This is a genomic window from Mesorhizobium sp. CA8 (genome assembly GCF_020164955.1).
GTDB lineage: Bacteria > Pseudomonadota > Alphaproteobacteria > Rhizobiales > Rhizobiaceae > Mesorhizobium.
Window position 1 is genome coordinate 24,621 of the sequence record NZ_JAIUHG010000035.1, and the last position, 25,948, is coordinate 50,568.

General features: G+C 61.5%; 18 protein-coding genes. 14 read left to right on the forward strand and 4 right to left on the reverse strand.

What is annotated here, in order from left to right:
• The first annotated feature begins 1 nt into the window (after position 1).
• Entirely contained in the window at positions 2–856 is an 855-nt protein-coding gene (locus LB553_RS27695; RefSeq protein ID WP_224517984.1) for an MBL fold metallo-hydrolase, read from the forward strand.
• On the opposite strand, the gene LB553_RS27700 is transcribed toward LB553_RS27695, so the two are convergent.
• The gene (locus tag LB553_RS27700) at positions 836–1,621 is read right to left on the reverse strand and encodes a polysaccharide deacetylase family protein (RefSeq protein ID WP_224517985.1); all 786 of its coding nucleotides are present in this window, start codon (positions 1,619–1,621) and stop codon (positions 836–838) included. The two genes, LB553_RS27695 and LB553_RS27700, sit on opposite strands and share 21 nt — an antisense overlap.
• Complete coding sequence (locus LB553_RS27705; protein ID WP_224517986.1) at positions 1,618–2,706, reverse strand: glycosyltransferase family 4 protein; 1,089 nt, start codon at positions 2,704–2,706, stop codon at positions 1,618–1,620. Before LB553_RS27705 ends, LB553_RS27700 begins: the two co-directional genes overlap by 4 nt.
• A 75-nt stretch (positions 2,707–2,781) precedes the next feature.
• Between LB553_RS27705 and LB553_RS27710 the strand changes: the two genes are divergently transcribed.
• The 8 genes from LB553_RS27710 (at position 2,782) to LB553_RS27745 (ending at position 13,790) form a co-directional block, all read left to right on the forward strand.
• Entirely contained in the window at positions 2,782–3,960 is a 1,179-nt protein-coding gene (locus LB553_RS27710) for a DUF3095 domain-containing protein (protein WP_224517987.1), read from the forward strand.
• 112 nt (positions 3,961–4,072) lie between these two features.
• On the forward strand, positions 4,073–5,416 hold the full coding sequence (locus LB553_RS27715; RefSeq protein ID WP_224517988.1) for a nucleotide sugar dehydrogenase: 1,344 nt from the start codon (positions 4,073–4,075) through the stop codon (positions 5,414–5,416).
• 239 nt (positions 5,417–5,655) lie between these two features.
• A complete protein-coding gene (locus LB553_RS27720; protein WP_224518012.1) occupies positions 5,656–6,996 on the forward strand; it encodes an adenylate/guanylate cyclase domain-containing protein in 1,341 nt (446 codons plus the stop codon).
• 140 nt (positions 6,997–7,136) lie between these two features.
• Positions 7,137–9,032 (forward strand): ABC transporter ATP-binding protein, encoded by a 1,896-nt coding sequence (locus LB553_RS27725; RefSeq protein WP_224517989.1) that lies wholly within the window; start codon positions 7,137–7,139, stop codon positions 9,030–9,032.
• On the forward strand, positions 9,029–10,927 hold the full coding sequence (locus LB553_RS27730) for an ABC transporter substrate-binding protein (RefSeq protein WP_224517990.1): 1,899 nt from the start codon (positions 9,029–9,031) through the stop codon (positions 10,925–10,927). The genes LB553_RS27725 and LB553_RS27730 overlap by 4 nt, the downstream gene beginning before the upstream one ends.
• Positions 10,928–10,929: 2 nt before the next feature.
• The gene (locus LB553_RS27735; protein ID WP_224517991.1) at positions 10,930–11,928 is read left to right on the forward strand and encodes an ABC transporter permease; all 999 of its coding nucleotides are present in this window, start codon (positions 10,930–10,932) and stop codon (positions 11,926–11,928) included.
• Entirely contained in the window at positions 11,925–13,106 is a 1,182-nt protein-coding gene (locus LB553_RS27740) for an ABC transporter permease (protein ID WP_224517992.1), read from the forward strand. The genes LB553_RS27735 and LB553_RS27740 overlap by 4 nt, the downstream gene beginning before the upstream one ends.
• Positions 13,107–13,310: 204 nt before the next feature.
• Positions 13,311–13,790 (forward strand): class I SAM-dependent methyltransferase, encoded by a 480-nt coding sequence (locus LB553_RS27745; RefSeq protein WP_224517993.1) that lies wholly within the window; start codon positions 13,311–13,313, stop codon positions 13,788–13,790.
• 20 nt (positions 13,791–13,810) lie between these two features.
• Here the strand turns inward: LB553_RS27745 and LB553_RS27750 are convergent, their stop codons facing one another.
• Positions 13,811–15,226 carry an adenylate/guanylate cyclase domain-containing protein gene (locus tag LB553_RS27750; protein WP_224517994.1) on the reverse strand — a complete coding sequence of 472 codons (1,416 nt, stop codon included), beginning with the start codon at positions 15,224–15,226 and terminating at the stop codon, positions 13,811–13,813.
• 174 nt (positions 15,227–15,400) lie between these two features.
• Between LB553_RS27750 and LB553_RS27755 the strand changes: the two genes are divergently transcribed.
• From LB553_RS27755 to LB553_RS27765, 3 genes are all read left to right on the forward strand, one after another.
• The gene (locus tag LB553_RS27755; protein ID WP_224517995.1) at positions 15,401–16,255 is read left to right on the forward strand and encodes a hypothetical protein; all 855 of its coding nucleotides are present in this window, start codon (positions 15,401–15,403) and stop codon (positions 16,253–16,255) included.
• A gap of 74 nt (positions 16,256–16,329) precedes the next feature.
• Positions 16,330–16,854 (forward strand): GNAT family N-acetyltransferase, encoded by a 525-nt coding sequence (locus LB553_RS27760; RefSeq protein ID WP_224517996.1) that lies wholly within the window; start codon positions 16,330–16,332, stop codon positions 16,852–16,854.
• A gap of 50 nt (positions 16,855–16,904) precedes the next feature.
• On the forward strand, positions 16,905–18,290 hold the full coding sequence (locus tag LB553_RS27765) for a hypothetical protein (RefSeq protein WP_224517997.1): 1,386 nt from the start codon (positions 16,905–16,907) through the stop codon (positions 18,288–18,290).
• A 36-nt stretch (positions 18,291–18,326) separates the two neighbouring features.
• On the opposite strand, the gene LB553_RS27770 is transcribed toward LB553_RS27765, so the two are convergent.
• Complete coding sequence (locus LB553_RS27770) at positions 18,327–21,188, reverse strand: glycosyltransferase (RefSeq protein WP_224517998.1); 2,862 nt, start codon at positions 21,186–21,188, stop codon at positions 18,327–18,329.
• Positions 21,189–21,556: 368 nt separating this feature from the next.
• Here LB553_RS27770 and LB553_RS27775 point away from each other — a divergent pair, with 368 nt between their 5' ends.
• Together LB553_RS27775 and LB553_RS27780 are read left to right on the forward strand one after the other, a co-directional pair.
• Positions 21,557–24,856: an adenylate/guanylate cyclase domain-containing protein gene (locus LB553_RS27775; protein WP_224517999.1), complete on the forward strand. Its 3,300-nt coding sequence runs from the start codon at positions 21,557–21,559 to the stop codon at positions 24,854–24,856.
• A gap of 19 nt (positions 24,857–24,875) precedes the next feature.
• On the forward strand, positions 24,876–25,556 hold the full coding sequence (locus LB553_RS27780) for a redoxin domain-containing protein (RefSeq protein WP_224518000.1): 681 nt from the start codon (positions 24,876–24,878) through the stop codon (positions 25,554–25,556).
• The last annotated feature ends 392 nt before the right edge of the window (positions 25,557–25,948 follow it).

Sequence of the window (25,948 nt, forward strand, 5' to 3'; positions counted from 1 at the left end):
CATGGAGGACGACGTTTTCCTGGTCAGGTTTTGGGGGGTGCGCGGCAGCATTTCGGTATCGGGGTCAGAATTCTGTCGCTATGGCGGCAACACGATCTGCATTGAGATGCGATGCGGCGAGCATACGCTTCTGTTCGACGCGGGCTCTGGCCTGCGGCCTGCCGGCGGAGCGCTTCGGGCGTCGGGCGTGACCGATTTCGACCTGTTTTTCACCCATTGCCACTACGATCATATCATCGGCCTGCCGGCTTTTAAGCCGATCTATGACCGCAGCGTCAAAGTCAGGCTCTGGTCCGGGCATCTTGCAGGGCGCATGACGACCCGGCAGATGGTCGATGAATTCATGCGGCCGCCGTGGTTTCCGGTGACGCTCGATATCTGCAAGGCAAGCATCGACTGCCGCGATTTCGCATCCGGGGACGTGCTTCGGCCGCGCGAAGGGGTGGTGGTCCGAACCGGCAGTCTTAACCATCCGGGCGGCTGCATAGGCTACCGGGTCGAATGGAGCGGCCGCGTTGTGGCGGTCATCACCGACACCGAGCACGAGCCGGGCAAGCTCGATCAGGCGGTGCTCGGCCTGATCGAAGATGCTGACCTCGTCATTTACGATTGCGCCTATACCGAGGAGGAAATGGAGCGGTACCGCGGCAACGGGCACTCGACATGGGAACAGGGCGTCAAGCTCTGCGAGGCGGCCGGTGCGCGGGAGCTCGCGATGATTCACCACGATCCGGCGCGCACCGACGAGCAACTAGACGAGATCGAGAAACTGGCCAAGGACAGGTTTGCCGGGGCTTTTGCCGCGCGGGACGGCCAGACGCTCGAATTTCCAGTCTTATCGCACAAAGCGCGCTGAGCTATTTCCTTTGCTGGCGCCGCGCGCGATCAATGTCCTGATCGGAAGCCATGCGCAGGCTTCAGTCTGTGCGGTGACCGTGAACAGCCGTTCAAGGAAAAGCCAGGCCGATCCATTGTGTACGAGATGGTGGGTGAGCAGGCCGACCGGCTCGCCGCCGTCGAATGCGTGCCGCAATTGCGCGATGATGGTCTGAACCAATATGCCGTGATCGCGGCAACCGCGCGTGCCATGCCAGTCCATGATGTCAACATTGCTGTTGATGACCGCCAGCGAAGCCGGCTTGGGCGGCCCATAGACCGACAATGCCGTAAAACCTATCGATCCAAGCTCGGATACCACGCCGGCGTCGATCCTGTTCCAGGGCGGCACAAGCATCGGAACGGCACGTGCGCCGTGCAGGCCGATTATGCGCGACCGCCCGCGAGCCATATCATCGAGCACCGCCTCGCGTGGCCGATGCGGGCCGAGCTCCTGCTTTTTCTGGCCCTCCGGCGCATGATTTCGGTGCGCCCAGCCATGGATGATGACTGTGGCATGCAGCGCCTCGTCAAGCCGGGTGACCAGCTTCCCATCAGTCAGGGCCGGAATGACGGCTAGACTGACCGGAATTGTGAATTCATCGGTGAGGTCGAGCAGCCGATCGAGCGCAGGCGTCGGATCCACGGCGTCATCGTCGCGCAGCCAGAACTCTGCCTTGCGGTCCGCCCGTTGCCAGCGCGCCAGTTCTTCCACCAAGGGTTGCCAGATTCGATCCGATGTCATGAAACCGGGATCTTCGCGAGAAGTTCGGCCAGACGCGCTGCCGCGGCACCGAGGGAGCGTTCTTCGAGGACGAAACGTCTGGCTTCAGCCGCAATGATGGTTCTTTGGTCGTTACGGGCCAGAAGTCTTTCAATGGCTGAAGCGAACGCCGTCACATCGCCCGGCGGAGTGAGGAACCCGGTCAGGCCATCCCGCACGACCTCCGGCACGCCGGCGATGTCCTGAGCCACCACCGGAAGGCCGGCGGCCTGCGCTTCAAGATAGGCTACGCCATAGGCCTCGCCGAAGCCCGGCCAGACGTAAATTCCTCCGCTGTAGAGGACATCCGGCACGGCGGCAGGCTCAATCGCGCCGAGCCATTCGATACGGCCGGCGGGCAAGCCGGCGAATTGCGCCTTGATCTCGTCACGGGCAGGCCCGTCCCCCACGACCGACATGGTCCAGGGCAGGTGACCGATCGAACCGAGCGCTTGCGCCAGCATGCGATAGCTTTCGAGTTTGTCGCCCGGGCGCATCATGGCGACGGTAACGAGGCGCGTCGGACAGCCCCGTGCCGGCGTTTCCCGGAATCCCGATGTATCGATGAATGGCGAAAGCATGCCGAAAGTGGCGCCAGGTACCGCATCCGCCAGTCCCTGGCGGTCCCTTTGCGTGAAGCATATGTTCAGCGCCGCCTGTTCGACGGCTCGCGCCACCAACGCTTGCGTATCAGTCCACAAACCGGCGTTGCGCCGCCTCGAATAGGAGGCTTCCGCTGTAACATAGGGGACAGCAAAGGCCGCCGCCAGGTCGGGCCCGATCAGGTCGGGCGCCTTGTAATAGGGATGATAAGTGAACCAGAGATCGGGCTTGCCGTCGCGATTCCAAAGCCTTGTCATCCGCGCTGCTTCCTCCCGGGCCTCGATCTTGAGCGCATCGAAACTTTTCGGCTCCGGTTCGCGTAGATAGAAGCGCAATTCAGATGCCAGTTCGACGCTATGCCCCATGCGTTCCAGCGCCTTGATCAGCGTCCGTGCCATCTGGCGGTCACCGGAGGCAACGGGATCATTGGGTGACTTCAGCGGTGCGTAGAAGGCAATTCGCATCGCCGGACCCTATCATCGGAAAGCCGGCGCAAGTCAATTTCCAAGCATGATCGACTTCACCCTTCAAGCAGTGGAATGTACTATCTGATGCCGATGGAAACAGCTGCCGCGCCCCACCCGTTTGTCGCTTCCCTGCCGGTCTTCGCAAAGTTCGGAAGCGTCGCCGATATCGACAATTATCGGCCTCTCCCCGATGACTGGGCGCTGGCCACCGCCGACATCGTCGGCTCGACCAAGGCGATCGAGGCTGGGCACTATAAAACCGTCAATATGGCCGGCGCCAGCGTCATTTCGGCGCTGCTCAATGCGCTGGGTCGGCAAGATTTTCCCTTTGTCTTCGGCGGCGACGGCGCGCTCGTGGCGTTTCCCGGCTCGGCGCTGGAGATCACCCGCAACGCGCTTGCCGCTGTCCAGAGATGGGTGGCGGACGAACTGGGCCTGGCCCTGCGTGCCGCAATCGTGCCGATAAGGGATATAAGAGCGCAAGGACTCGACGTTCGCGTGGCGAGGTTCCAGGCCTCCGAAGCGGTCTTCTATGCCATGTTCGCCGGCGGTGGCGGCAGCTGGGCGGAAGCCGAGATGAAAGCGGGGCGCTACCGGATCGATCCCGCGCCGCCCGGCGCGCGGCCGGATCTGACCGGCCTCTCCTGCCGCTGGAACCCGATCGAAGCCCGGCATGGCGAAATCGTCTCGATCATAGCCATACCGCGGGCGTCGCGCGACTTACGCGGGTTTCAGTTGCTGGTTTCCGACATCATCGCCCTTGCCGGCAGGCAGGAACGCGATGGTCACCCCGTACCGGCGGACGGGCCGGCCTACAGTTTGCTGCCCGCCGGGCTCGATATCGAGGCGCGGGCCACGGCGCCGGCTGGAAGGCGATGGCTGACGAAGCTGTGGGTAGTGTTCCTCATGACGCTTACGGCTGTCACCGATAGATTTGGCTGGACGATCGGCAGTTTCGACCCGAAGGTCTACAAACGCGACGTGGCGAGCAATTCGGATTTTCGGAAGTTCGACGACGGCTTGAAGATGACCATCGACGTGGACGCGGACGTCTTGCAACGGATCGAGAACCGGCTGAAACAGGCGGAAGAGGCGGGCGCCTGCACCTTTGGCCTGCACCGCCAGAAATCGGCCTTGATGACATGCCTCGTCGCTTCGCCGCTCCAGCGCGATCACCTTCATTTCATCGATGGCGCGGCCGGCGGCTATGCGATGGCTGCCGCAAGCCTGAAGGCGAAGGCGCCGGTTTGATGACGGCTTGCGGAAACCGATCTTCCGCAATATGCCTCGGCCATGGTCTGTGGAGCCTAATGAGCCTCGCCATGGAACGGACAGCCTGTCCGAATTGACGGGAAGCAGATTTTTGGACGCCTCACGATCGATATATGACCAACTTCTAAACCGGATTTCGACACGCGCCGCGCAAGTCGGCGTGATCGGACTGGGCTATGTCGGATTGCCGCTGGCGGTTGCGGTTGCACGCGCCGGCTTCCCGGTTTCGGGCTTCGACATCGAAGCCCACAAGGTCGAGAGCCTGAACAACGGCCAGTCCTACATCGAGGCGGTGACGTCGACAACCCTTGCCGGCCAGGTGGCGAGCGGACGGTTCCGCGCCACTGCGGATTTTGCGGAACTGGCCGTCTGCGAGGTCATCATCATCTGCGTTCCGACACCGCTGACGAAAAACCGTGAGCCGGATCTCTCCTTTGTCAGGACCACGGCAGGCACCATCGCCAAGCATATGCGTCCCGGCCAGCTCGTCGTGCTGGAATCGACCACCTATCCCGGCACCACCGACGACGTGATCAAGCCCATACTGGAAGAAACCGGCTTGCGGTCGAAGATAGACTTCTTCCTCGGCTTCTCGCCCGAACGCGAGGATCCCGGCAACCGCAGCTTTGAAGTCGCGACGATCCCTAAGGTCGTGGCAGGTGACGGGATTGAAGCGGCGACGCTCGTGCAGTCTTTCTACCATAGGGTGGTCAAGACCGTCGTTCCGGTTTCCACCACCGCGACCGCCGAGGCGGTCAAACTGACGGAGAACATCTTCCGCTCGGTCAACATAGCTCTCGTCAACGAGTTGAAAGTCGTGCTCGGGGCGATGGGCATCGACATCTGGGAAGTCATTGAGGCGGCAAAGAGCAAGCCCTTCGGCTACATGCCGTTCTATCCTGGCCCCGGACTTGGCGGGCACTGCGTTCCGATAGATCCCTTCTACCTGACGTGGAAGGCGCGCGAATACGAACTGCCGACCCGCTTCATCGAGCTGGCGGCAGAGATCAACACGGCCATGCCGCGTCATGTGGTCGATGAACTGGCGAAGGCACTGGACCGGCGCTGCGGCAAGGCGCTCAGCCGCTCGCGCATTCTCATCGTCGGGCTCGCCTATAAGAAGAATGTGCCCGATATCCGCGAAAGCCCTTCATTGCGGCTCATTGAACTCATCGAGGATTGGGGCGGCAAGGCGGAATTCCACGATCCGCATGTTACCGAGATACCGACCACACGGGAGCATATGGCGATCAAGGGGCGCCGCTCGATCGAATTGACCGAGGCGACCCTGAAGGCTTTCGATGCTGTCGTCGTTGCAACCGACCACGACGCAATCGACTATCAGACGATCGCTGATCACGCCCCTCTGATCGTCGACACGCGCAATGTTTTTGGCCGCCTCGGGCTGGACCGGGAGACGGTGGTGAAGGCCTGATGGCATCTGAGCCGGCGAATTTCTTGCGCGGTATCAGGATCGTAGTTGCGTTCCGCCGGCTGCCTCGCCACATAACGGCACGAAACACAGATGCCTTTACGCCTTCCCTTTGCCGCAAGGATGGTCATCGGGGAAATTCTTCGCCGCTTTTGCCCCGACGACGGCCTTGTTGACTTCGGGTGTCTTATCGTTGGTCGTTGGAACTGCAGATCAGAGTCTTCGACGGATTTCGAGATAGAATGAGCACATCGTACGCAGAAATTTCCACCACTCTCATGGATAAGGTTGCCGATTGGCTGAACCAATCGGCGCTGGCGGGCAACGACCTGGAAACATTGGTAAATGGCTTTTGCGAACGGCTGGCTGCTGCCGGCCTGCCGCTGAAGCGGGTGCATTTGAGCTTCTCGATGCTTCATCCGCTTTATGACGCGCTTGGCTTCACCTGGGTTCGCGGCCAAGGCATGGAAGTGGAAGGCTTCCGCAAGGAGGCCGGCGTGCCGTCTGAAAGATTCCTGACCAGCCCATACTACCATCTGCTCAGCAATAAGCTCGATCATCTGCGACGCCGGCTCGACCCGCCTGTGGTGTCGGAGTTTCCTGTTTTCGACGACCTCCAGCTTATGGGCATAACCGACTACATGGCTTTCGTCCATCCCTTCAGCGGCAACACCAGTCAGGGCATGATGGGGTCCTGGTCCACCGACAGCGCCGCGGGCTTCAGCGACAGCATGATTTCGGCGCTGCTGCGCATCCAGAGCCATCTCGCTATCGCCACCAAGATGGCGGTACTCACTAAGCTCGCCGACAACATGATCACCACCTATCTCGGCGGCGACGCTGGCAGGCGCGTGCTTGACGGCCAGATCAAGCGCGGCGAGGGCGATACAATCCGGGCCGCATTGGTAATGGGAGATATGCGCGGATCGTCGAGGCTTGCCGAGACCTCCGGCCGGGAAATCTATATCGATACGCTGAACCAGTTTTTTGACGCCGTTGCCGCACCTTTCAATCGCAATGGCGGGCAGATCATGAGTTTCATTGGTGATGGCTTCATTGCCGTCTACCCTTGCGAAAGGCACCGTTCGCAGTCCGAGATCGCCTGCCAGGCTGCGCTTTCGGCCGCGCATAAGGCCAGCGCGCGTATGATGGATCTCAACCTGCGCAGAAAGGAGCAGGGGTTGTCCGACATCAAATTTGGTATCGGGCTGCATGTCGGCAATGTGATGTTCGGCAATGTCGGGCTTACCGACCGGCTCACATTCTCTGTCTTCGGCTCGGCTGTGAACGAGGTCCAGCGCCTCCAGACCCTGACCAAGAAATATCCGCACAGCGTTCTGGCCAGCAAAGACTTCGCCGCCTATTGCGGCGCCCACAGCTGGCTGACGCTCGGCCACGAGGAACTGGCTGGCATCAAGCAGAAGCTGACGGTGCTTTCACCCGATCTGTCGGGAGCTCTCGCACTCGATGAAGACAGTGCCCCGGAGCCGATTCAGGTCCGAAGATCGGACGCCGAGCAGGTCATGCTGCTTCATCGCGACGCCGCGCGCATGGCGGCGGGCGACCGGAGTAAGCTCCAGTAACCGCCACCTATCTGGGCCGATCGGCTGTTGTAGCCAGTTCGGTCGTCCCGCCCCTGACGACCGCTTCGAATCCAAGTTGCTCTGCGCTGGCAATGCGCTAGTCTCGCTTTCGGAGCTGCCAGAGTGGGGCTGGTGTAAGAATGAATTCGGCTGTCGATCTGCTGCGGATCGAAGACGTTGGCATCGCTTTTCCCATCATGGGGGGGCCGTTGCATGCCGTCAGGCGCGCAAATCTTCGCGTCCTGCCCGGTAAGGTTACCGCGCTTGTGGGGGAGTCAGGTTCCGGAAAATCGGTTCTCAGCCAGGCCGTGATGGGCATTTTGCCGAACACAGCCCATGTTCGTGGCCGGATCCTGTTTTCCGATCCTGAAAAGCCCGGCACGACGCAGGATATTCTCAAGATGTTGCGTGACGGGCCCGAAATCCGCGCGTTGAGAGGCAGCCGCATCGGCAAGATCTTTCAGGAGCCGATGACATCGCTGTCGCCGCTGCACACGATCGGCAACCAGGTCAGCGAATCCCTGCAGATTCATACGCCCATGGCCCGGGCAGAGCGCAGGGCGCGGACCGAGGAAATGCTCAGCCTTGTCGGCTTCCCCAATCCCAAGCGCGCCTATGACATGTATCCCTTCGAACTTTCGGGCGGATTGCGTCAGCGCGCCATGATCGCCATGGCGCTTATCTGCCGGCCCGCCCTGTTGATCGCCGATGAGCCGACGACGGCGTTGGACGTCACCATCCAGGCGCAAATCCTGCAATTGCTGCGCGGGCTTCAGACCAAGCTGAACATGGCGATGCTGCTGATCACGCACGACCTCGGCGTGGTCGCGAATGTCGCCGACGAGGTGGTGGTCATCTACCATGGCGAGATCATGGAAGCGGGGCCCGTCGAGGCGATATTCCGCCGGCCAGGCCACCCTTACCTTAAGGGGCTCATGGCAGCCGTTCCGCATTTCGACCTGAAGCCTGGCGAAAGGCTAAAGGCGCTGCGCGAGGTGCCGGTGAATGTCGGAAACCTACTCGGCAAGCAGACCGCGCCGGCATCGAAGGGGCCGGACGACATCCTGCTGTCCGTCAAGGATCTGAAAAAGACCTTCACCGTCCGCAAGTCCGGATGGTTCGGCGGGGATCATCAACCCTCTGTTCGCGCCGTGGACGGCGTGAGCTTCGATATCAGGCGGGGTGAGTGCCTGGGTCTGGTCGGCGAAAGCGGCTCCGGCAAAACCACCGTCAGCAAGATCCTCATGCGGGCTGTCACCCCTAGCGGCGGCTCTGTGATCTTCAACGGCCGCGATGGACCGATCGACGTCCTCAAAGGCGAGGGAGGCGCCCTCCACACGCTGCGCGCGAAAATCCAGATGGTCTTTCAGGATCCGGTTTCGTCGCTTTCACCTCGCATGACGGTGGAGAACATCTTGAGCGAGCCGCTGGAAATCCATCAACGTGGCAATGCCGCGTCCCGACTCGCCACGGTCAAGAGCCTAATGCAGGCGATCGGGCTCGATCCGCGCTTCATCAAGCGTTATCCACATAGTTTCTCCGGCGGGCAGCGTCAACGTATCGGCATCGCGCGCGCGTTGGCGCTGGGGCCCGAACTGCTGATCTGCGACGAGCCGGTTTCGGCGCTCGATGTCTCTGTCCAGGCCCAGATCCTGAACCTTCTGAAAGACCTGCAGAGGGAGTTGGGCCTTACCTACCTGTTCATATCCCATAACCTGGCGGTGGTGGATTACATGGCAGACCGCATCGCAGTGATGTGCGGCGGGCGTATCGTCGAGCTTGCGCCGCGCAAAATTCTGCTAAGGAAACCCGTCCACCCCTACACGCGCTCACTGCTCGCCGCGGTACCCTTCCCCGATCTCGACAGGCCGATGGATTTCAAGACGCTGAAGCTCAGCGGCGCTTCCGACACCAGCGCCTGGGGACCGCAATTTCGCGATGAGGGCGAAGCGGACGTGCTGTCGCCGCTCGACCTTGGCGGCGGCCATCTCGTTCTGGCCCGACGCTCGGCCGATGCGAGCGAGCTACGCCATTGATCAGCCGGCGCGCCATCCTTGGGCTCATGGCTTCGGCGTTTGTGCCGAGCACGTTGCACGCCGGCGATCTGGAGCCGGAATTTCTTCAGCCGCTGCTGAAGGCCCTGGCGCTGCCGGCACTCGCCGAACGCCTGCCCAAGAGGCCGCGCGTGGTGAACCTCGCTGCGATCGGCCGGCAGCCCGGCCAGTATGGCGGCACGCTGCGCACGATCATCGGCAGCCAGAAAGATATCCGGATGATGACCATCTACGGATATACTCGCCTGGTCGGCTATGACGAAAAGCTCAACCTGCAACCCGACATTCTCGAAAGCTTCGACGTGGCGGACGATCGCGTCTTCACTTTCAAGATACGGGAAGGACATAAATGGTCTAACGGCAGCTTGCTGACGCCGGAGGACTTTCGCTATTGCTGGGAAGATGTCTGGCTGAACGATGAGCTTACGCAAGGCGGGCTTCCCCCGACCCTGTTGGCGGACGGCAAGCCGCCACGCTTCGAGATCGTCGATCCGCTGACGGTCCGCTATAGCTGGGATGCGCCTAATCCCGACTTCCTCCCCAAGCTGGCTGGCGCTTCGCCGCTCTCGCTTGTTCTGCCGGCCGCCTATCTCAAGCAGTTCCACAAGAAATACCAGGACGCATTCCGGCTTGCCGGCCTGATGGAGGAGAACAGGGCCAAGAAATGGACGCTCCTGCATATCCGCATGTCGCGCCAGTATCGCCCGGAGAATCCTGAACTGCCGACGCTCGATCCCTGGCAGAACCGGACCAAGCCGCCGGCCGAGCAGTTCATCTTCGAGCGGAACCCGTTCTTTCATCGAATAGACGAGAATGGCCGGCAACTGCCCTATGTTGACCGGGTGGTCATGAATGTCAGCTCGTCGGCGATCATTTCCGCCAAGACCGGTGCAGGCGAGAGCGACCTGCAATGCATGGGAATTGACTTTTCCGATTATTCATTCCTGAAGGATGCGGAGAAGCGTTATCCGGTCAAGATGCATCTGTGGAAACGCACGCAGGGTTCGCGGCTGGCGCTACTGCCCAATCTGAATTGTGCCGACCAGGTGTGGCGCGGCCTTTTTCGCGACGTGCGCGTGCGTCGCGCACTTTCGCTTGCTGTGGATAGGCGCGAGATCAATTTGGCGGTGTTCTACGGATTGGCGCAGGAAAGTGCCGATACGGTCCTGCCGGAGAGCCCGCTTTACCGGCCGGAACTCGCGAAAGCCTGGGTCGCCCATGACCCCGAGCAGGCCAATGCGCTGCTCGATGAGGTCGGGCTTCAGAGGCGTGACGATGACGGCCTCCGGATACTTCCCGATGGACGCCCGGCGCAAATCATTGTGGAAACGGCTGGCGAAAGCACGCTGGAAACCGACGCGCTCGAACTCATCACCGATCACTGGCGCCAGATCGGTATCGCCCTGTTCGTCCGGACTTCGCAGCGCGACATCTTCCGCAGCCGCGCGCTTGGCGGCGAGATCATGATCTCGATATGGTCGGGCATCGACAATGGCGTGCCGACAGCCGACATGAACCCGTCCCAGTTGGCTCCCACCATGGACGACCAACTGCAATGGCCGCTGTGGGGTTCTCACTACCTGTCCCATGGGACGCTCGGCGAGGCGCCAGATCTTCCGCCTGTCGTCGAGTTGATGGCTTTGCTCAAGCGCTGGAACGCTTCGACCGGAGCCGCTGAGCGCACCGAAATCTGGCATTCAATGTTGTCGATCTACACCGATCAGGTGTTTTCGATCGGCACGGTGAACGGAACGCATCAGCCTATTCTGGCGTCCTCGCGGCTGCGCAATCTGCCTGACAAGGCGCTCTACGGCTATGACCCGACCGCCTATTTCGGTGTCTATATGCCTGACACATTCTGGCTTGGAGAGTCCTAAGCGTGCTTCGATATATTGTCTGGCGCATTGCTGTGATGGTTCCAACGCTGCTGATCATATCGGCGCTGGTGTTCACGATCATCGAACTTCCCCCAGGCGACTATTTCGACAGCTATGTTGCAGAGCTTCGGGCTCAGGGCGAAGCGGTGGATTCCGATCGCATCCAGATGATGCGCAAGGAGTATGGTTTCGACAAGCCGCCGGTCATTCGCTACTTCTACTGGGTCGGCGGGATGCTGCATGGCGATTTCGGCTATTCGTTCGAGTACGAGCTGCCGGTTCGCGACGTCATCGGGGACCGAATGTGGCTGACAGTGCTGGTTTCCTTCGTCACGATCATCGTCACCTGGCTCATCGCCTTTCCGATCGGCATGTACTCAGCCACCCATCAATACAGCTGGGGCGACTACGGTCTGACTTTCCTCGGCCTTCTCGGCCTTGCCATTCCGAATTTCATGCTGGCGCTGATCCTGATGTATTTCGCCAACATCTGGTTCGGCACGTCCATCGGACATCTCATGGACCAGCAATATCTCGGCGAGCCGATGAGCTGGGCCAAGGCGAAGTCGATCCTCGCCCATCTCTGGATCCCGGTCTTGATCATCGGCACCGGTGGCACGGCAAGCATGATCCGGCGGCTGCGCGCCAATCTGCTCGATGAGCTTCACAAGCAATATGTCGTGACCGCGCGCGCCAAGGGCCTTCATCCCTTCAAGGCGCTGGTCAAATATCCGCTGCGCATGGCGCTCAATTTCTTCATTTCAGACATAGGCTCCATCCTGCCGGCCATCATCTCCGGCGCCGAAATCACCGCGATCGTGCTGTCCTTGGAAACGACCGGGCCGATGCTGATCAGGGCGCTGCAAAGCCAGGATATGTATCTGGCAGGATCGTTCCTGATGTTCCTGGCCTTCCTGACGGTCATCGGTGTCCTGATTTCCGACCTGGCGCTGGCGCTGCTTGATCCGCGAATTCGTTTGCAGGGCGGCAGCACCAAATGAACACGCAATCGCCGCTGCCCGCGCCGGGAGCTCCACTGCAACACTACGTTTCCATTGCGCCCTTTGACCTGCAGTCAGTCGAGGCGATGACGCCTGAGCAGTCGAAAGTCTTCCAGGCGTCGCAGTTACGGCTGATGTGGTGGAAATTCCGACGGCACCGGCTTGCCCTCATATCCGGCATATTCCTCGCAGCGCTTTATCTTGGGATACTGATCTGCGAGTTCCTGGCGCCTTACAATCTGCACACGCGCAACATGGACTACATCTATTCGCCACCGCAGCGGGTGCACCTGTTCCACGACGGCCAGTTTATCGGGCCGTTCGTATATGGCCGCCAAATGAGGCTGGATATGGAAACCCTCAAGCGGAACTATATGGACAGGCAGGATGATATTCAGCGGATTCGTTTCTTCTGCAAGGGCGACAGGTACCTATTCTGGGGCTTGATCGAAGGTGACAGGCATCTTGTCTGCCCTGCCGAAAACGGCCAGCTCTTTCTGGCCGGCACCGACAGGCTGGGGCGCGATGTGCTCTCGCGCATCATTTACGGCGCACGCATTTCACTGACAATCGGCCTCGTCGGCATCGGTTTCAGCTTCGTCCTTGGCATCGTCATCGGCGGACTGGCCGGCTATCATGGCGGTATGTTCGACCTGATAGTTCAACGGATAATCGAGGTCCTACAATCGATTCCCAGCATTCCATTATGGCTGGCTCTGGCGGCGATCATGCCGATAACCTGGAGTCCGATCCTGATCTATTTCGGCATCACCGTCATCCTCGGGCTGCTCCACTGGACCGGGCTGGCGCGGGCCGTGCGTTCAAAGCTTCTGGCCTTGCGCGAGGAGGATTACGTTCTGGCGGCGCAATTGATGGGCGCCAGCAGCAGCCGCATCATCCGGCGGCACCTCATTCCCGGCTTCATGTCGCATCTGATCGCCACGGCGACGATCTCCATCCCCGGCATGATCCTGGGCGAGACGGCGCTGAGCTTCCTCGGGCTCGGTCTGAGGGCGCCGATAACCAGTTGGGGCATCCTGCTCACCGAGGCGCGCAGCGTTAGCGTGATCGCGTTCTATCCATGGCTGCTTTTGCCGATCCTCCCCGTCATTCTCGTCATCCTGGCGTTCAACTTCCTCGGCGACGGCTTGCGGGACGCCGCAGACCCCTACAAGTGACATCGCGTTGCGCCTTGCGCCGGCTACCGACTCCACCGGGCATGATCCTTCTCGGCAGCCTTTTCGGTTGTTGCAGTGTTCATCATTCGGCTCTATATGCCGCGAGGTCCGATCGGGGTTTACTACATCGCCCTCGGGTTTCAGCCGCGGATCGTTCCGGTGCCGTGCGTGCCGATCTCTTAGCTGGTTCGGGACACACACCAAATGAGTCGGCTCGAGAGTTTCATCCGCAGGCTTACCGCACAGCGCGACATTCTCGATCAAGTCTGCGCGCGGGTGGCGACCATCGAGGGCCCCGTCCTCGAGCTCGGTCTCGGCAATGGCCGGACCTTTCATCATCTGAGCGAGCGCCTGCCCGGACGCCGGATCGTTGCGTTCGACCGCGCACTGGCCGCCCACTCCAGCTCAATTCCCGAAGCTGAAAACCTCGTGCTCGGCGAAATACGCGAGACGGCGATCAGGTTCATCGGCATCGACGCCGCCCTCGTTCACGCCGACATCGGCACCGGCTATGAAGATCGCGACGCAGTGACCGCTACCTGGCTTCCCGACCTGATCGCGCGCCTGCTTCGCGTCGGCGGCATCGCCGTCAGTGGCACGCCGCTCGATCACCCGCACTTGCAACGCCTCCCGGCGCCGCCCTCGGTGCCCGCCGATCGTTATTTTATTTATGTGCGGGTGTGAGAGGCAGAGACGACCCAAGTTCAGGGGATCGTATATACTGCTATCTCCCGCTCAATGCCGCGCAGCGAGACCTCGTGCGGCACTGGCGTCAGCGCCTTCCTGTGCAGTAGATCGGCGGTAAGATTGTCGTCGACCACCGCATGAGTGGCGAAGATCGCCTGTGCGTTAGCAAGGTTCTGGACCCGCGAAGCAATGTTGACCGTCTGGCCGAAATAGTCCTGTCGCTCGTTCATGGACACGGCGATGCAGGGACCGGCATGGATTCCGATCTTGAGCAGCAGATCCTCGCGCCCGCTCTTGTCGTTGAGCGCACGCATGGCGTCGCGCATCCTGAGGGCTGCGGCAATCGCACGGTCAGGCGTCGCGAACGTCGCCATCACCGCATCACCGATCGTCTTCACCACCGCGCCAGCTTCAGCCGCGACGATCTCGTGCAGAACCTGGAAATGCGCGCGCACGAGATCGAAGGCCGAAAGGTCGCCCACCCGCTCGTAAAGCGCGGTCGATCCGCGTAGGTCGGTGAACAGGAAGGTCAGGCTGGTGATCTTCAGGCGCTGGTTGATGTCGAGCGTATCCGTGCGATAGAGATCGCGGAACGTCTGATTGGTGAGCAGGCGCTTGGCTGTGAGGAAGGGCCGGCGTTTGCCCAGCAGATCGTGCAAGCCCTGGCCGGCGATGAAGACCGTCGGCAGCACGCGTGTGTCGGTCCTGTTCTCAAGCGAAATGCGCAACGGCCCAGGTTGCATCTCCAGCGTCTGGCTCTGGACGTGGTCGCGGTCGAACACCAACGAAAGGCTTCGGCGCTCCTTTGTCGGCTCACCCTTCACGTCGATGAACTGCACCGAATGGGTAACCGGCTCGAAGACGATGATGAAATCGGACGGAAGCTGTACTGTCAGAACCGCCTTTTCACCGGGCGCAAGCTCGATGTCCTCCAGCGAGATATCTTCCATGATTTTCGCGAAGTCTTCATCGGGTAGATCGACGCCGGACGCCCAATAGATCTGCCGGAAATATTCCAGCGACGGCAGCTCATGCGGATTGTGGGCGGCGATTCTGCGTATGCGGGGACTGACGGTGAATGTCACCTCGACCATCTCGTCGAGGGTCGGCGAATAGCCCGTGGCGCAAAGCGCGCATGTGTACTCGTCCTTCTGCACGGTTTTCAGCGTGGCGTTGGTGTCGAGCACGCCGCCGCAGCCCGGGCACAGGACATTCCAGGAGATGTCGAAGACGCCCACCCGCGCCGCGTGGAGAAAGGCGCCGATGGCGCGCTCCTCGTCGAGGCCATGCTTGCTGGCGAAGGCCGGCACATTGATACGGCAAAGCTCGCGGTCCTCGCCCTCCGCGATGGTCCGCTTGATCGCGTCGATCGCCATCGGATCGACATCGCTAGATTGCCGCAGAAGCGAGAACAGATCCTGAGCTTCGTTCATGGTAAAGGCTCCGGAAAAATGCGCCCGGGGGCGTGTTGACCGGACCGCGCTTGGTCCGAATGACGCATTTTACTTCGAAACGGACCGTACGGCCAATTCGAATAGACAAGCACGGCGACGGTCGATTTCCGTTCGACGGATTTTCTCCGACTCCAACCGGCACTATGATGGCGCATGGGCATCGATGTTTTGGGGCTCTCTCCCATGCCAAAATCCGACAATCCGCCATTTCCAGGGGCCCTGCGCCTTTTCTCCGCGGCTGTCATCATCGTCCTGATCGTGGGCGCCGGGCTGTTTTTCGCGCCCGCCCTGGTCAAGCCGCGCTGGCCCTGGCCCGTCACGCCGTTCAGCGCCCGCTTCCTCGGCGGCTTCTATACCGCCGAAATGGCGGTGATGGCGGCGCTCTTGTTCTGGAATCGCTGGTCGCCCGGCAGGCTGGTGCTGGTCATGGCCTTCATCTTCACAGTCATCGTGTCAGCGGCTTCGTTCATCAATCTGGGCTATTTCAACTTCGAACGAAAAGCGGCCTGGCTCTGGTTCCTGGTCTATCTTGTCTCGGCCGCGGTATCCGGGCTGTTCCTGTGGCGGGCCAGGGCCCGTCCTGCGGCAAAAGGAGTGGCCTTAACCCCCGCATGGCGCGGCTACATGTCAACGGAAACGACGATCCTTGGGCTATACGGCGTCGGCATGTTGCTGTTTCCCCGGGTGGTCAGCAGCAGCTGGCCGTGGCCGGTCGATCCCTTCCACGCTCAGGTCTACAGCGCCATCTTCCTCGCCGGCGCCGGCGGCGTGTATCTCCTCTGGAAAAACGCTCCGCGTGAGGAACTGCTGGTTCTCGGGCTGGCGCAATTTCTGGTTGGCCTGCTTGCCATCCTCGGCCTCATCGTCACCGACGCTACGGTGCACCGGATCGACTGGACGGCAATTGAGACATTGTGCTGGCTCGCCCTTTTCGGCTGGATCGGTTTCAGCGGCGCCTTCAAACTCTACGCCGCTTTCCGGTATTTTAGCCCGCAATCGGCATTATAGATTACGGACATGACTGGATTTTCGGGTGGCGTCCGGTGCATCGTGCCGGACCGATTGCCTTCGTCGGAAACGCTATGACCAGCACGACCCCGCCATCGTCCGAGAAGATCCAGCCGCTGCTTCGATCCGTCCGGCCAAGCGATGCGGAGGCGCTTTGCGCTATCTTTAACATGCCAGGCTTCCGCCAGGGCACTCTCAGGATGCCCTTCGAGAGGGTGGAGCAGGTGGAGCGGCGCATCGCCAAGTCCGGCCAGGAAACCACCTGGATCGTCGCGGAGCTCGACGGCAAGGTCGTCGGCCATGGCAACCTGGTCGTGCAGGATTCGCCGCGCCGCTCGCATATCGGCGAGATCAATGTCGGCCTTGATGATGCCTTTGTCGGCAAGGGCATCGGCTCTGCCATCCTCGGCGCGCTGCTTGACGTGGCCGATAACTGGCGGGCCTTGAAGCGGGTCGAATTGACCGTCTATGCCGACAACGAACCGGCCGTCCGTCTCTACACGAGCCACGGCTTCGAGGTCGAAGGTCGGCATGTGAAGGCCGGCTTTACCGACGGGCAGTACCACGACCTGCTGAGCATGGCCCGACTGCGGTTCTAAGATGCCCTGTTTCCCTTGGCGTTTGCACCACATGCGGCTAGACGGGACCAATGACCGCTGTCGCTGATCCAACCCCTACGCCTCCGATGGAAATTCTGGCTGTGTTGTCGCTGGTCTGCCCAGAAGTCGTGCGCGACGTCGAGCAGAACTGGAATGCACCGGTTTCCGATTACGCTCGCCATCTGTGGCGGCCGGTGGCGAGGCCTGTATCGGGCCCGGCGATCGCCGCCCGCTCGATCCTGCGCAACGTCCTGCGACAGCGCCTCGATGCAATCATGCAGCCTGAGGAGGTCGCCAAGGTCCTCGAAGAGTTCGAGCACAGACCGGTCCTTCAATCCGGCCTGCACTGCCTCCTCCTAATGGATCGGATTACCTTCGATGCCCTGCTGCTTGCCTGGCTCGGCGCGGTAGAAAACGGGTTGTCGGCCTTTTTCGGCTTCATGGGAACAACGATGACCATGGAGACCATTGGCCGGGAGGGGCCGGGATGGCTCGATGTCGGCGACGACAAGGTCAACCTGTTTGGCTTGGGGCGCCACAAACTGTGCCGCAAGAGCGTCTGCGTGGCCGGTCCTGTCTCCCTCAACAAGCGCGCGCTTGAAGCGGTTGGCGATGAAACGGATGGAAGCCGCTGGCGGGGCACACTGCTTGCGAGCCAGGACAAGGTGTTTGGAACCGCGGCCGATGCGCTGACGGCCCTCAATGAGGATCTGGTCGCCAACTGGGATCGTTCCGGCGTGGCCGTTCCCGTCTTCATCGATGATCGGCTCGCCGCGGCAGCCATAGCGCGGCATCTGGAACATGACGGCAGTCTTCTTTCCAGGCTGCTCACTCAGCCCGCAAGACGCCAGCGTCTCGACCATGCCTTGCAGGAGGCCGTGTCGAGTCCATTTGGCAGATTCCTGCCCAATGCCACGGACTATTTCTGGGGCATCCGCGAAGAGCGCGTGCGCAGGCTCGTCCTCGAAAACGGGCACCTGATCGAGCCCGACAGGCCGCGTGGTCTTTCCGTCCCGTTCGAGCGACCGCACCTCAGGCAGGCGCTGCTGGAGGGCGTGCTGCTGCCGAACCTATTCCTGATGTTCCTTGTCCTTGCCATATTGCCACGGGTGAGGGTCGTGGGCGGCCTGAGACAGATTGGCTATGTGGCGCTTTTCCACTTGATCCTGCTGGCCGCGCTGGACGAAAACGCACCGGAAGAGCGCGATCTGGCCGCGGAGCTGCAGATTCGGGAAAATGCCTGGGGCACGCGGGTCATCGATGAAAAGATTTCGGTCCGCGAGCAACTGGCCGGCCTGCCGGAAGGGGCGCTCTTTTCGGACCTGCTTCGGCAATACCGATTGCGGACATTTGCCGAGACGACCGACGACCTGAAACTGGTTCGCGAAAACGCCCGATGGCGCAAGATCGGCAAGGTAGCGATCAAGGCGACCTGAGGCAGTCGACGGGGGCCTGTCGGTGGGCCGGCCGCTTCATCCGAGCACGGCCTCGATAATGGCGACAAAGTTATCGAGCGAGCGATCCCCACGAATCTCGATGCGCGGCAGGTCGATGGGATCGCAATCGAGGTCGGCCGGCCCGTGTCTACCGCCGAAGCCGGCTTGATAGCCGCACTCCCTGGCCAGCCGGCCAAGCCGTCGGTCGGTGACAGAGTAGGGTGCCGCGAACGTCGCGATTGGCCGACCGGTCCATCGTTCGACGAACATGCGAGAGCGAAGGAGCTCGGCGGCCAGGTCGGAAGTCGACAGACCATCGATCGCGCGATGCGTCGCCAGATGGCTTCCGAAGAATGCACCTTCGCCGGCGAGGCGTCGCACCGTCCCGGCGTCCATAAGCGGCGTCGGCGGACCACTGACGGCGTCCCACAGTGCGCTTTCACCCACCAGGTCCGTCACCAGGAACACTTCCGCGGTCAGGTCGTTCGCGCGCAAGATCGGCCATGCCTGGTCGGCAAAGTTCTGGAAACCATCATCAAATGTGATGAGCACCGGGCGGCCAACGAAAGGCTGACGGTTGGCGATGAACCGTTCCAGTTGCTCGGAATTGATCGCGTGAAAGCCATTGGCGCGCAGCCATGCCATCTGGCTGGCGAATGCGGCGGGCGTGCACCGAAAACGGGCGAGCGTGGCCGGACCGTCGTCGGCGACGCTGTGATACATGAGGACAGGGATGCGCTGCCGCCGCTCGCTGCGTGCGACGTCGCGGCGCAAGGCCCGCGCCCCGCCCCAGACGATATTTCGCGCGACTCCTATTCCGACGGGCGCGCGGATTGGCGCATGTTCGATCATTGGTTCCGTCGCCACGTCGCTTGGCGACAGACGGCGGAAACGGTCTATGCGATAGAGCTCGGTCTCAATCGATTGCTCGAGGACGAGGCCTTCCGTCCCTGCGAGCGTCTCCGAGATCGCTTGCGCACCGAAGGTGTTCCAGTCGAAGCCGGTCCTCTGAGGATTGTCACGCAGCACGAAGGCGTGTGCGGTGATCAAGCTGCCGCCAGGCGCCAACGCCTCAACGACTTTTTTGGCGAAGCGTTGCAACTCGGCGAGATCATCCAGGTAGTAGAGCACTTCCGAACAGAAGATCAGATTCATTTCATCCGGCAGCGTATCCGCCATGAAATCCAATACGCCGAACTCGATATTAGGCTGATCGCCGCACCGCGCGCGCGCGCGCTCGATAGCTATGGCGGAGATGTCAGTTGCGGTCAGATGGTTCACTCGCGGCGCCAACTGCCGCGTGAAGTGGCCCTCCGCGCAAGCCAGCTCAAGCGCCCGTCCGATGGGACCGGCAGGCAGAATTTCGAGCTGCCGCTCATATTTTTCCTGCTCATAGGGCGAACCGTAGTTCCAGGGATCCTCGGTCGCGAAATAGCGATTCCAGAACGACGTGCGATCATCGTCTTGCCCATCCTTGGCCCGTGCGCGCCGCGACGCTGGAGGAGGCTCCCTAACTTCGGCGCTCGACCGAATCAGCTCCCGCGCCTGGGCGGCCAATTGCGCGAGTTTGCCGAAGTGGCTGTCCCGAACAGGCCGGCGTACAGGCCGCTCAGCGGGCACGAAATTGAGCGCCAATTCGAACCAATGACGTCTTGTCACGGTCCCGAGTGCGCCGAACTGGACGCGCGCCGCGATCTGGCCGTCCATCATCAGATAGGCATAGATCTGATCGATTCCTTCCGGAAGTTCGGTCGAGGACGGATTTCGAGCGTTGACGCGAAGTCCGAGTGTCCGCCCCAGTTTGCGCGGCGCGGCAAGGTCATCGAAGTCGAGAAGCGTTTGCTCAAGGTGATACTGGACGCGGCGACCCGCTCCGGGATCGCGGCAGAGCTTGCCGAGTTCGGTGGTCAACTCGGTGATGGCCCCGCCGAACCTATTCCACCTGGCTGCCATTTGCGCCGGCACGGACAGGCTTCCCTCCATAAGGCCATCGAAGACCACTTTGGCGATCTCACGCGCCCGCTTGCGTCCTGCCGGGAGCGCGCGAAGGGACCGCGGGTTGACCGAGAGCGAGCCTCGGCTGCAATCCGACGCAGCGTTCCACAACGCAAACCACGCGAGTGCTTCGGCAGCGGTGCCGCCGTTGACCTCGATCGCCCCACTGGCATGAGCCGATGCGGGGTGTTTGACCCTGGGATCAGGAGAAAAGCCGCGGGCGATAACGATTTCCGCATCTGCCAGCATCTGCGTCGAATTGCGAGAGAGCGCGTTCAGGCTGATCCGATAATAAGCGAGCGGCTCGTCGACCATCACCCAATTTTTGCCGAGACGTGCGAGGCGCTGCCATAGATCCCAGACCTCGCAGGTGCGCAGCGACGCATCGAAACCGCCCAACTTAACGATAGTCTCCCGGTCTACCAGCAGCGCGTGCGTGCGGGTGGCACATCGGCGGGCGAATGTTTCGAAGGGCTGGACAGCAACCTCCGGCGAGATGCTCGCCGGGGTGAGCGCGCCGTCGGGCATCACGCGCCGGGAACCGCAATAGGCGGCCACCGCATCGGGAGCGGTTTTCAGCGCGGCCAGCATTTTCGCAAGGAAGCTGGCGTCCACCCAATCGTCCGCGTCCAGAAACATGAGCCATTGGCCGCGCGCTGTCGAAATCCCGCTGTTGCGTGCGCGGGCGGGGCTCTTGGCGGAAGAGGTCAACGTCCGAAACCGGGCATCGCGCTCTACATATGCGGCGATGATCGCGGGAGTGCGGTCCGTGGAGGCGTCGTCGACGATGGTCGCTTCCCAATCGGCCATTTCCTGTTCGAGCAGGCTATCGAGCGCGCGCGGCAGCGTCGCCTCCGCATTGTGCGCAGGTACCACGATTGAAACCAGGGGTTTATGTGCCACGCCGTCTTCCCCGCCTGTTTGGAAGGGAGAACAAGGGTCCCGAAAAATAGCCGGCGATTACCTGGTTCATCGAGCTTCTGGTTTGTTCGGCAAGAGTCGGCGACTGTCTAAAACGGAATAACGGCATCGGATGGCAGCACCGCTATGTCAAGCTCGAGGTGGATTGGAGGCAGGCAAAAGAGACTTGAGGACAGGCTTTTGGCAAGCGCTCATGCCGACCGCCCAGTGCCCGCAATCGATGCGCCGCGGCGAGACAAATTGCGCAGCCGCTTGCTGGCCGGCCGCGATCGGTCCATCCTTGTGAGCACCCTGGCCGTAAGGCGCGTAGCGAGATCACGCCGTCACGGCCGCAAGTGAGGCCTTGTTCCATGAACTGCCTGGGCTGCGGTTTCGAGGTTGAGCGCGGTTTCGCCTTCTGTCCGAAGTGTGGCAAGCGCCAGCCCGTGCCATGCGCCAGTTGTGGCTACCTTTGCGCACCTGATTTCGAGTTCTGTCCAAAATGTGGGGCCAGCGTTCGTGCGTCCGCAAAGGCCGTCGAGCGTCCCGCAACGACAGCAAGCCGGACCATTGTGCCGCCTTCTCGAACTCCGTCGCTGCTTGCGAACATTGAAAGCGAAGATGGTCTGCATCCCCCCTCTGACGCCGATCGCCGAACGGTGACGGTTCTGTTCGCGGACCTTTGCGGCTTCACGACGCTCAGCGAGCAGCTCGACCCAGAGGTCATGCAAGTGCTGCAGAACGACTTGTTCAAGGAATTGACGGCGGCCGTGCGAAACTTTGGTGGTTTCGTCGACAAATTCATCGGCGACGCGCTGCTCGCCTTGTTCGGGGCGCCGGTCGCGCATGAGGACGATCCGGAGCGTGCGCTTCGCGCCGCTCTCGACATGATCGCCCGGACGGCGCGGCTCAGCGAAAGCACCTCCCACTCCGGCTCGCCTCTGCTGCTCCACGTCGGCATAAATACCGGTCCGGTCGTTACTGGAGGATTGGGCATCGGCACCGCCAAATCCTATTCGGTAACTGGCGACACGGTGAATACGGCGCAACGCCTGCAATCGCTGGCCGCACCGGGTGAGGTGCTGGTCGGCGAGCTCACCCACCGGCTGACCCGGCATGCGTTCTCATATGAGTCGCTGGGCGATGTCGTGCTGCGCGGCAAGGCTGGCAGCGTGCTCGTCCATCGACTGGATGCACCGCTTGCGGATCCGCGTGCAGCGCGTGGGCTCGAGGCGCTCGGCCTGAGCGCGCCGATAATAGGTCGCGGTGCGGAGCTCAATAGAATGCTGGCGAGCCTTGACCAGGCGTGCGGCGGCTCGGCTCAGCTTGTCCGCCTCGTGGGAGAAGCGGGTATCGGTAAATCGCGGTTGGTGAAGGAGTTCGTCGCCCGCGTCGGCGACGAGGATCGTTTTCGCAACGTGGCCGTGCGGCAGGCCACGTGCTCACCGCTGGGGGAACAATCATTTGGCGCCTTGGGCGCCGTGGTGCGCAGCGCTGCCGGGATGATGCAAAATGACAATGGGGAGGAAATGCGGGGCAAGCTTGCAGGCTTGCTCGCCGATCTTGGCCTGCAGGGCGAGGAGGCGAAGCGGCTGATGCCTTTGCTCTACCATGTCCTTGGCCTTGGAGACCCCGATGCCGCGTTGCAGCACGTCGAGCCCGAGCAGTTGCGTCGGCAAATTCTCTACGCAGTCCGCACAATCATCGAACGGCGGCTTGCTTTATCGCCGCTGTTGATTGTCGTCGAAGACCTGCACTGGGCCGACGCCGCGTCGCTCGAGGCACTGCGTTTCGTGATGGACAGGTTGGAACGCACGCGGTTGATGTTGCTGGTCACGCATCGTCCGGCGCCGGACCACGACCAGCTCGACTCAACTCGGGTCAGCCACACAGCGCTCAGGCTTTCGCCGCTCAGCAACGATGACGGACGCCGCCTGCTGGCGGCGCTTTTCGGCGAGAGCTGGGTAAGCTCCACAGGCAGCCTTGTCGCCCAGATCCTCGAGCGTGCGGGCGGCAACCCGCTTTTTGTCGAGGAGATCGTGCGCGGCCTCATCGATCGCGGTGTCTTGGTGCGCAAGGGCCAGCGATGGCGGACTGCGGCAGGCGAAATCGCAACCGGCATTCCTGCCACTATCCAGGCAATGTTGCTTGCCCGCGTCGACCGGTTACCCCCGGAGGTGCGGCGGTTAGCCCAGGAAGCAGCGGTAATCGGGCCGCGCTTCGATGCCACGCTCCTGAAAGCCGTGGCGGTCGACCCCGGCCGGCTGGAGGCCGGCTGCGAACTGCTTTGCGATGCGGAAATCATCGAGGAAGTTGCCGGATCGGGCTCGGTGTCGTCGCAAAGCTACCGCTTTACGCAAACATTGCTGCAGGACGTGATCTACCAGAACCTTCTCCTGCAACGCCGCACCGACATCCACGGGCGGGTCGGTGCTGCCCTGGAGAAACTGTGCGGCGACAAGCCGGAACGGCTCGAGGATTTGACCGCCCTCGGTCATCATTTCGCACAGAGCGCCGAGCGGGAGAGGGGCGCGCACTACCTGCAGGCGGCGGGCGATCGCGCTCGCATGATATACGCCAACGACGACGCCCTTCGTTTCTACGAGCGAGCACTGATTGCGTTGGGCGAGACAGGGCAAACACCGCTCAAACTGGCAATCGCAGAGCGCATTGCCGATTTGAGCGGCCCGTTAGGCCGCCGCGACCTCGCACACCAGCACTACGAGACGGTGCTGCAGGCATATCGCACGTCGGCCGATCGAGTCGCTTCGGCGCGAGTTTTGCGTAAGATCGGTCGGCTGCTCTGGGACGTCGGCAAGCGGGACAACGCGGAATCGCGCTACGCCGAAGCGGCAGCGCTGCTCGATGGAGCGGATGCCCCGGTCGAGCAGGCGCATCTCTGGCAAGAACGTGGCCGACAGGCGTTCCGCAGCGGAGACAACGCTCTCGCGGCAAAATGGGCGGACGCGGCGCTCGATTGCGTACGCACGCTGACAACCGAGCATGTGTCGGAGATAGGGCGTGATGCCACTCTGGTGACTGCCGAGGCGCTCAATACCAAGGCTGTTGCGTTGGCGCGCCTTGGACGAGACCGCGAAGCCGTTGGCCAAGTCGAGCGTAGCATCGAACTGGCCGAAGCTGCCGGTCTACTGGCCACGGCTTGCCGCGGCTACACCAATCTCGGCGTGCTTTACACGACCATCGACCCGACAAAGGCGATGGAGGTCTGTCGGCGCGGTCTTGATGTGGCGCGCCGTATTGGTGATTTGGGATACCAAGCGCGCCTGCTCGCCAATCTGGCGGTCGCCTGCTGTACCTTCACGGATCGCTGTCCGACGGAGGGCGTGCCCGCTGCGGAGAAGGCCATCGAGATCGACCGGGCACTCGACCAGCGCGAGCACCTGCCGGTGCCGTTGATCGTGCTTGGGCAGATCCACCAGTGCAACGGCCGTCCGGAACTGGCGATTGGCTTGTTCCATGAGGCGCTGGACGTAGCTCGTGAAACGGGCGAGCCGCAACTGCTGTTTCCGTGCTATGATGGCCTTGCGACGCTCAATCTCGACCTCGACAATCTGGCCGAGGCTGAACGCTACTTTTCCCTGGCGCAGGGAATTTGCGCCCAGCACGGGCTCGACCCGGAAGGGCTTGTGGTGCTGCCTTTTCTCGACTAGCCGGGACGGAGGTTGGAAAATGGCCGCGCAGAGTGACTTGGTACCACTTCAACCGGGCGACCGTGCGCCGAACGTGGTACTCGACGCCATAACCCAGGAAGGCAAGATCGCGCTCGACGATTTTCGCGGACAAAAACCGGTGCTGGTCGGCCTTTTCCGAGGTCTGCATTGCGCGTTCTGCCGGCGCCATATCGCCGCTCAGGCGCGGCTTGATCCGGAGCTGCGCGAAAAGGGTGTCGGGAGCCTGACGGTGGTCAACACGCCGATCGAGCGGGCGCGACTCTATTTCCGCTACCACCCGATGCCGAATCTGCTTGCGGCTTCCGACCCTGAACGCGCTTCGCATCGTGCCTTTGGACTGCCCAATCTCGAATTCACCCAAGACGAGACCAACTGGCCGTACAAGGTCTCGATGGCAGCGGCAAAGAAAATGCGGGTCGACATACCAGGCGAGTTGCCCGGTCCCATGGATCCTTTTGCGGCCAGCGAATTCCTCGACAATAAGGACCACTACGAAGTGACCGAAGCCGACGAGCAGATGATGGCGACGGGACACGGACAACTGATCGGTCAGTTCCTACTGGACCGGCAGGGGATCGTCCGCTGGAGTTTCACGGAAGTTCCAGAGGGTGGGCGATACATGTTTGCGGCGCCAACCCCGCGGGAACTGATGTCGGCCGTGTCCCAAGTCGCCCAATAGACTTACGAACGAGGTAAACATGACACCGAACAAAAAGCGGCAATGCTTTCTGTCGTCTTTTGGACGTAGCCGAAGCTGTACTTTATACAGTTGCGAGGCCACGCGGAACAACGCGGAAAGGCTTCTGATATCTGCCCACGAAAAAGTTAATTAAATCAACGTTTCTTGCACATCCTCCGGGCCCAAAATATCCGCATAACCCGTTGTTATCGCCTTTTTCTTTGAGAGTTGCCCACAACGTGGACTCGAACCCCCTCTAGTTTGAAGAACCTCGAAGCGTTTTTACGCATTTCAAGGACATCGAATCGAGCCAGTCATCGCGAGTGCTGAACTTGAGCGACCGTTGTCGCGTTTCGGCGAAATGGCACTTCTGACATTAGTCTGATCAAGTT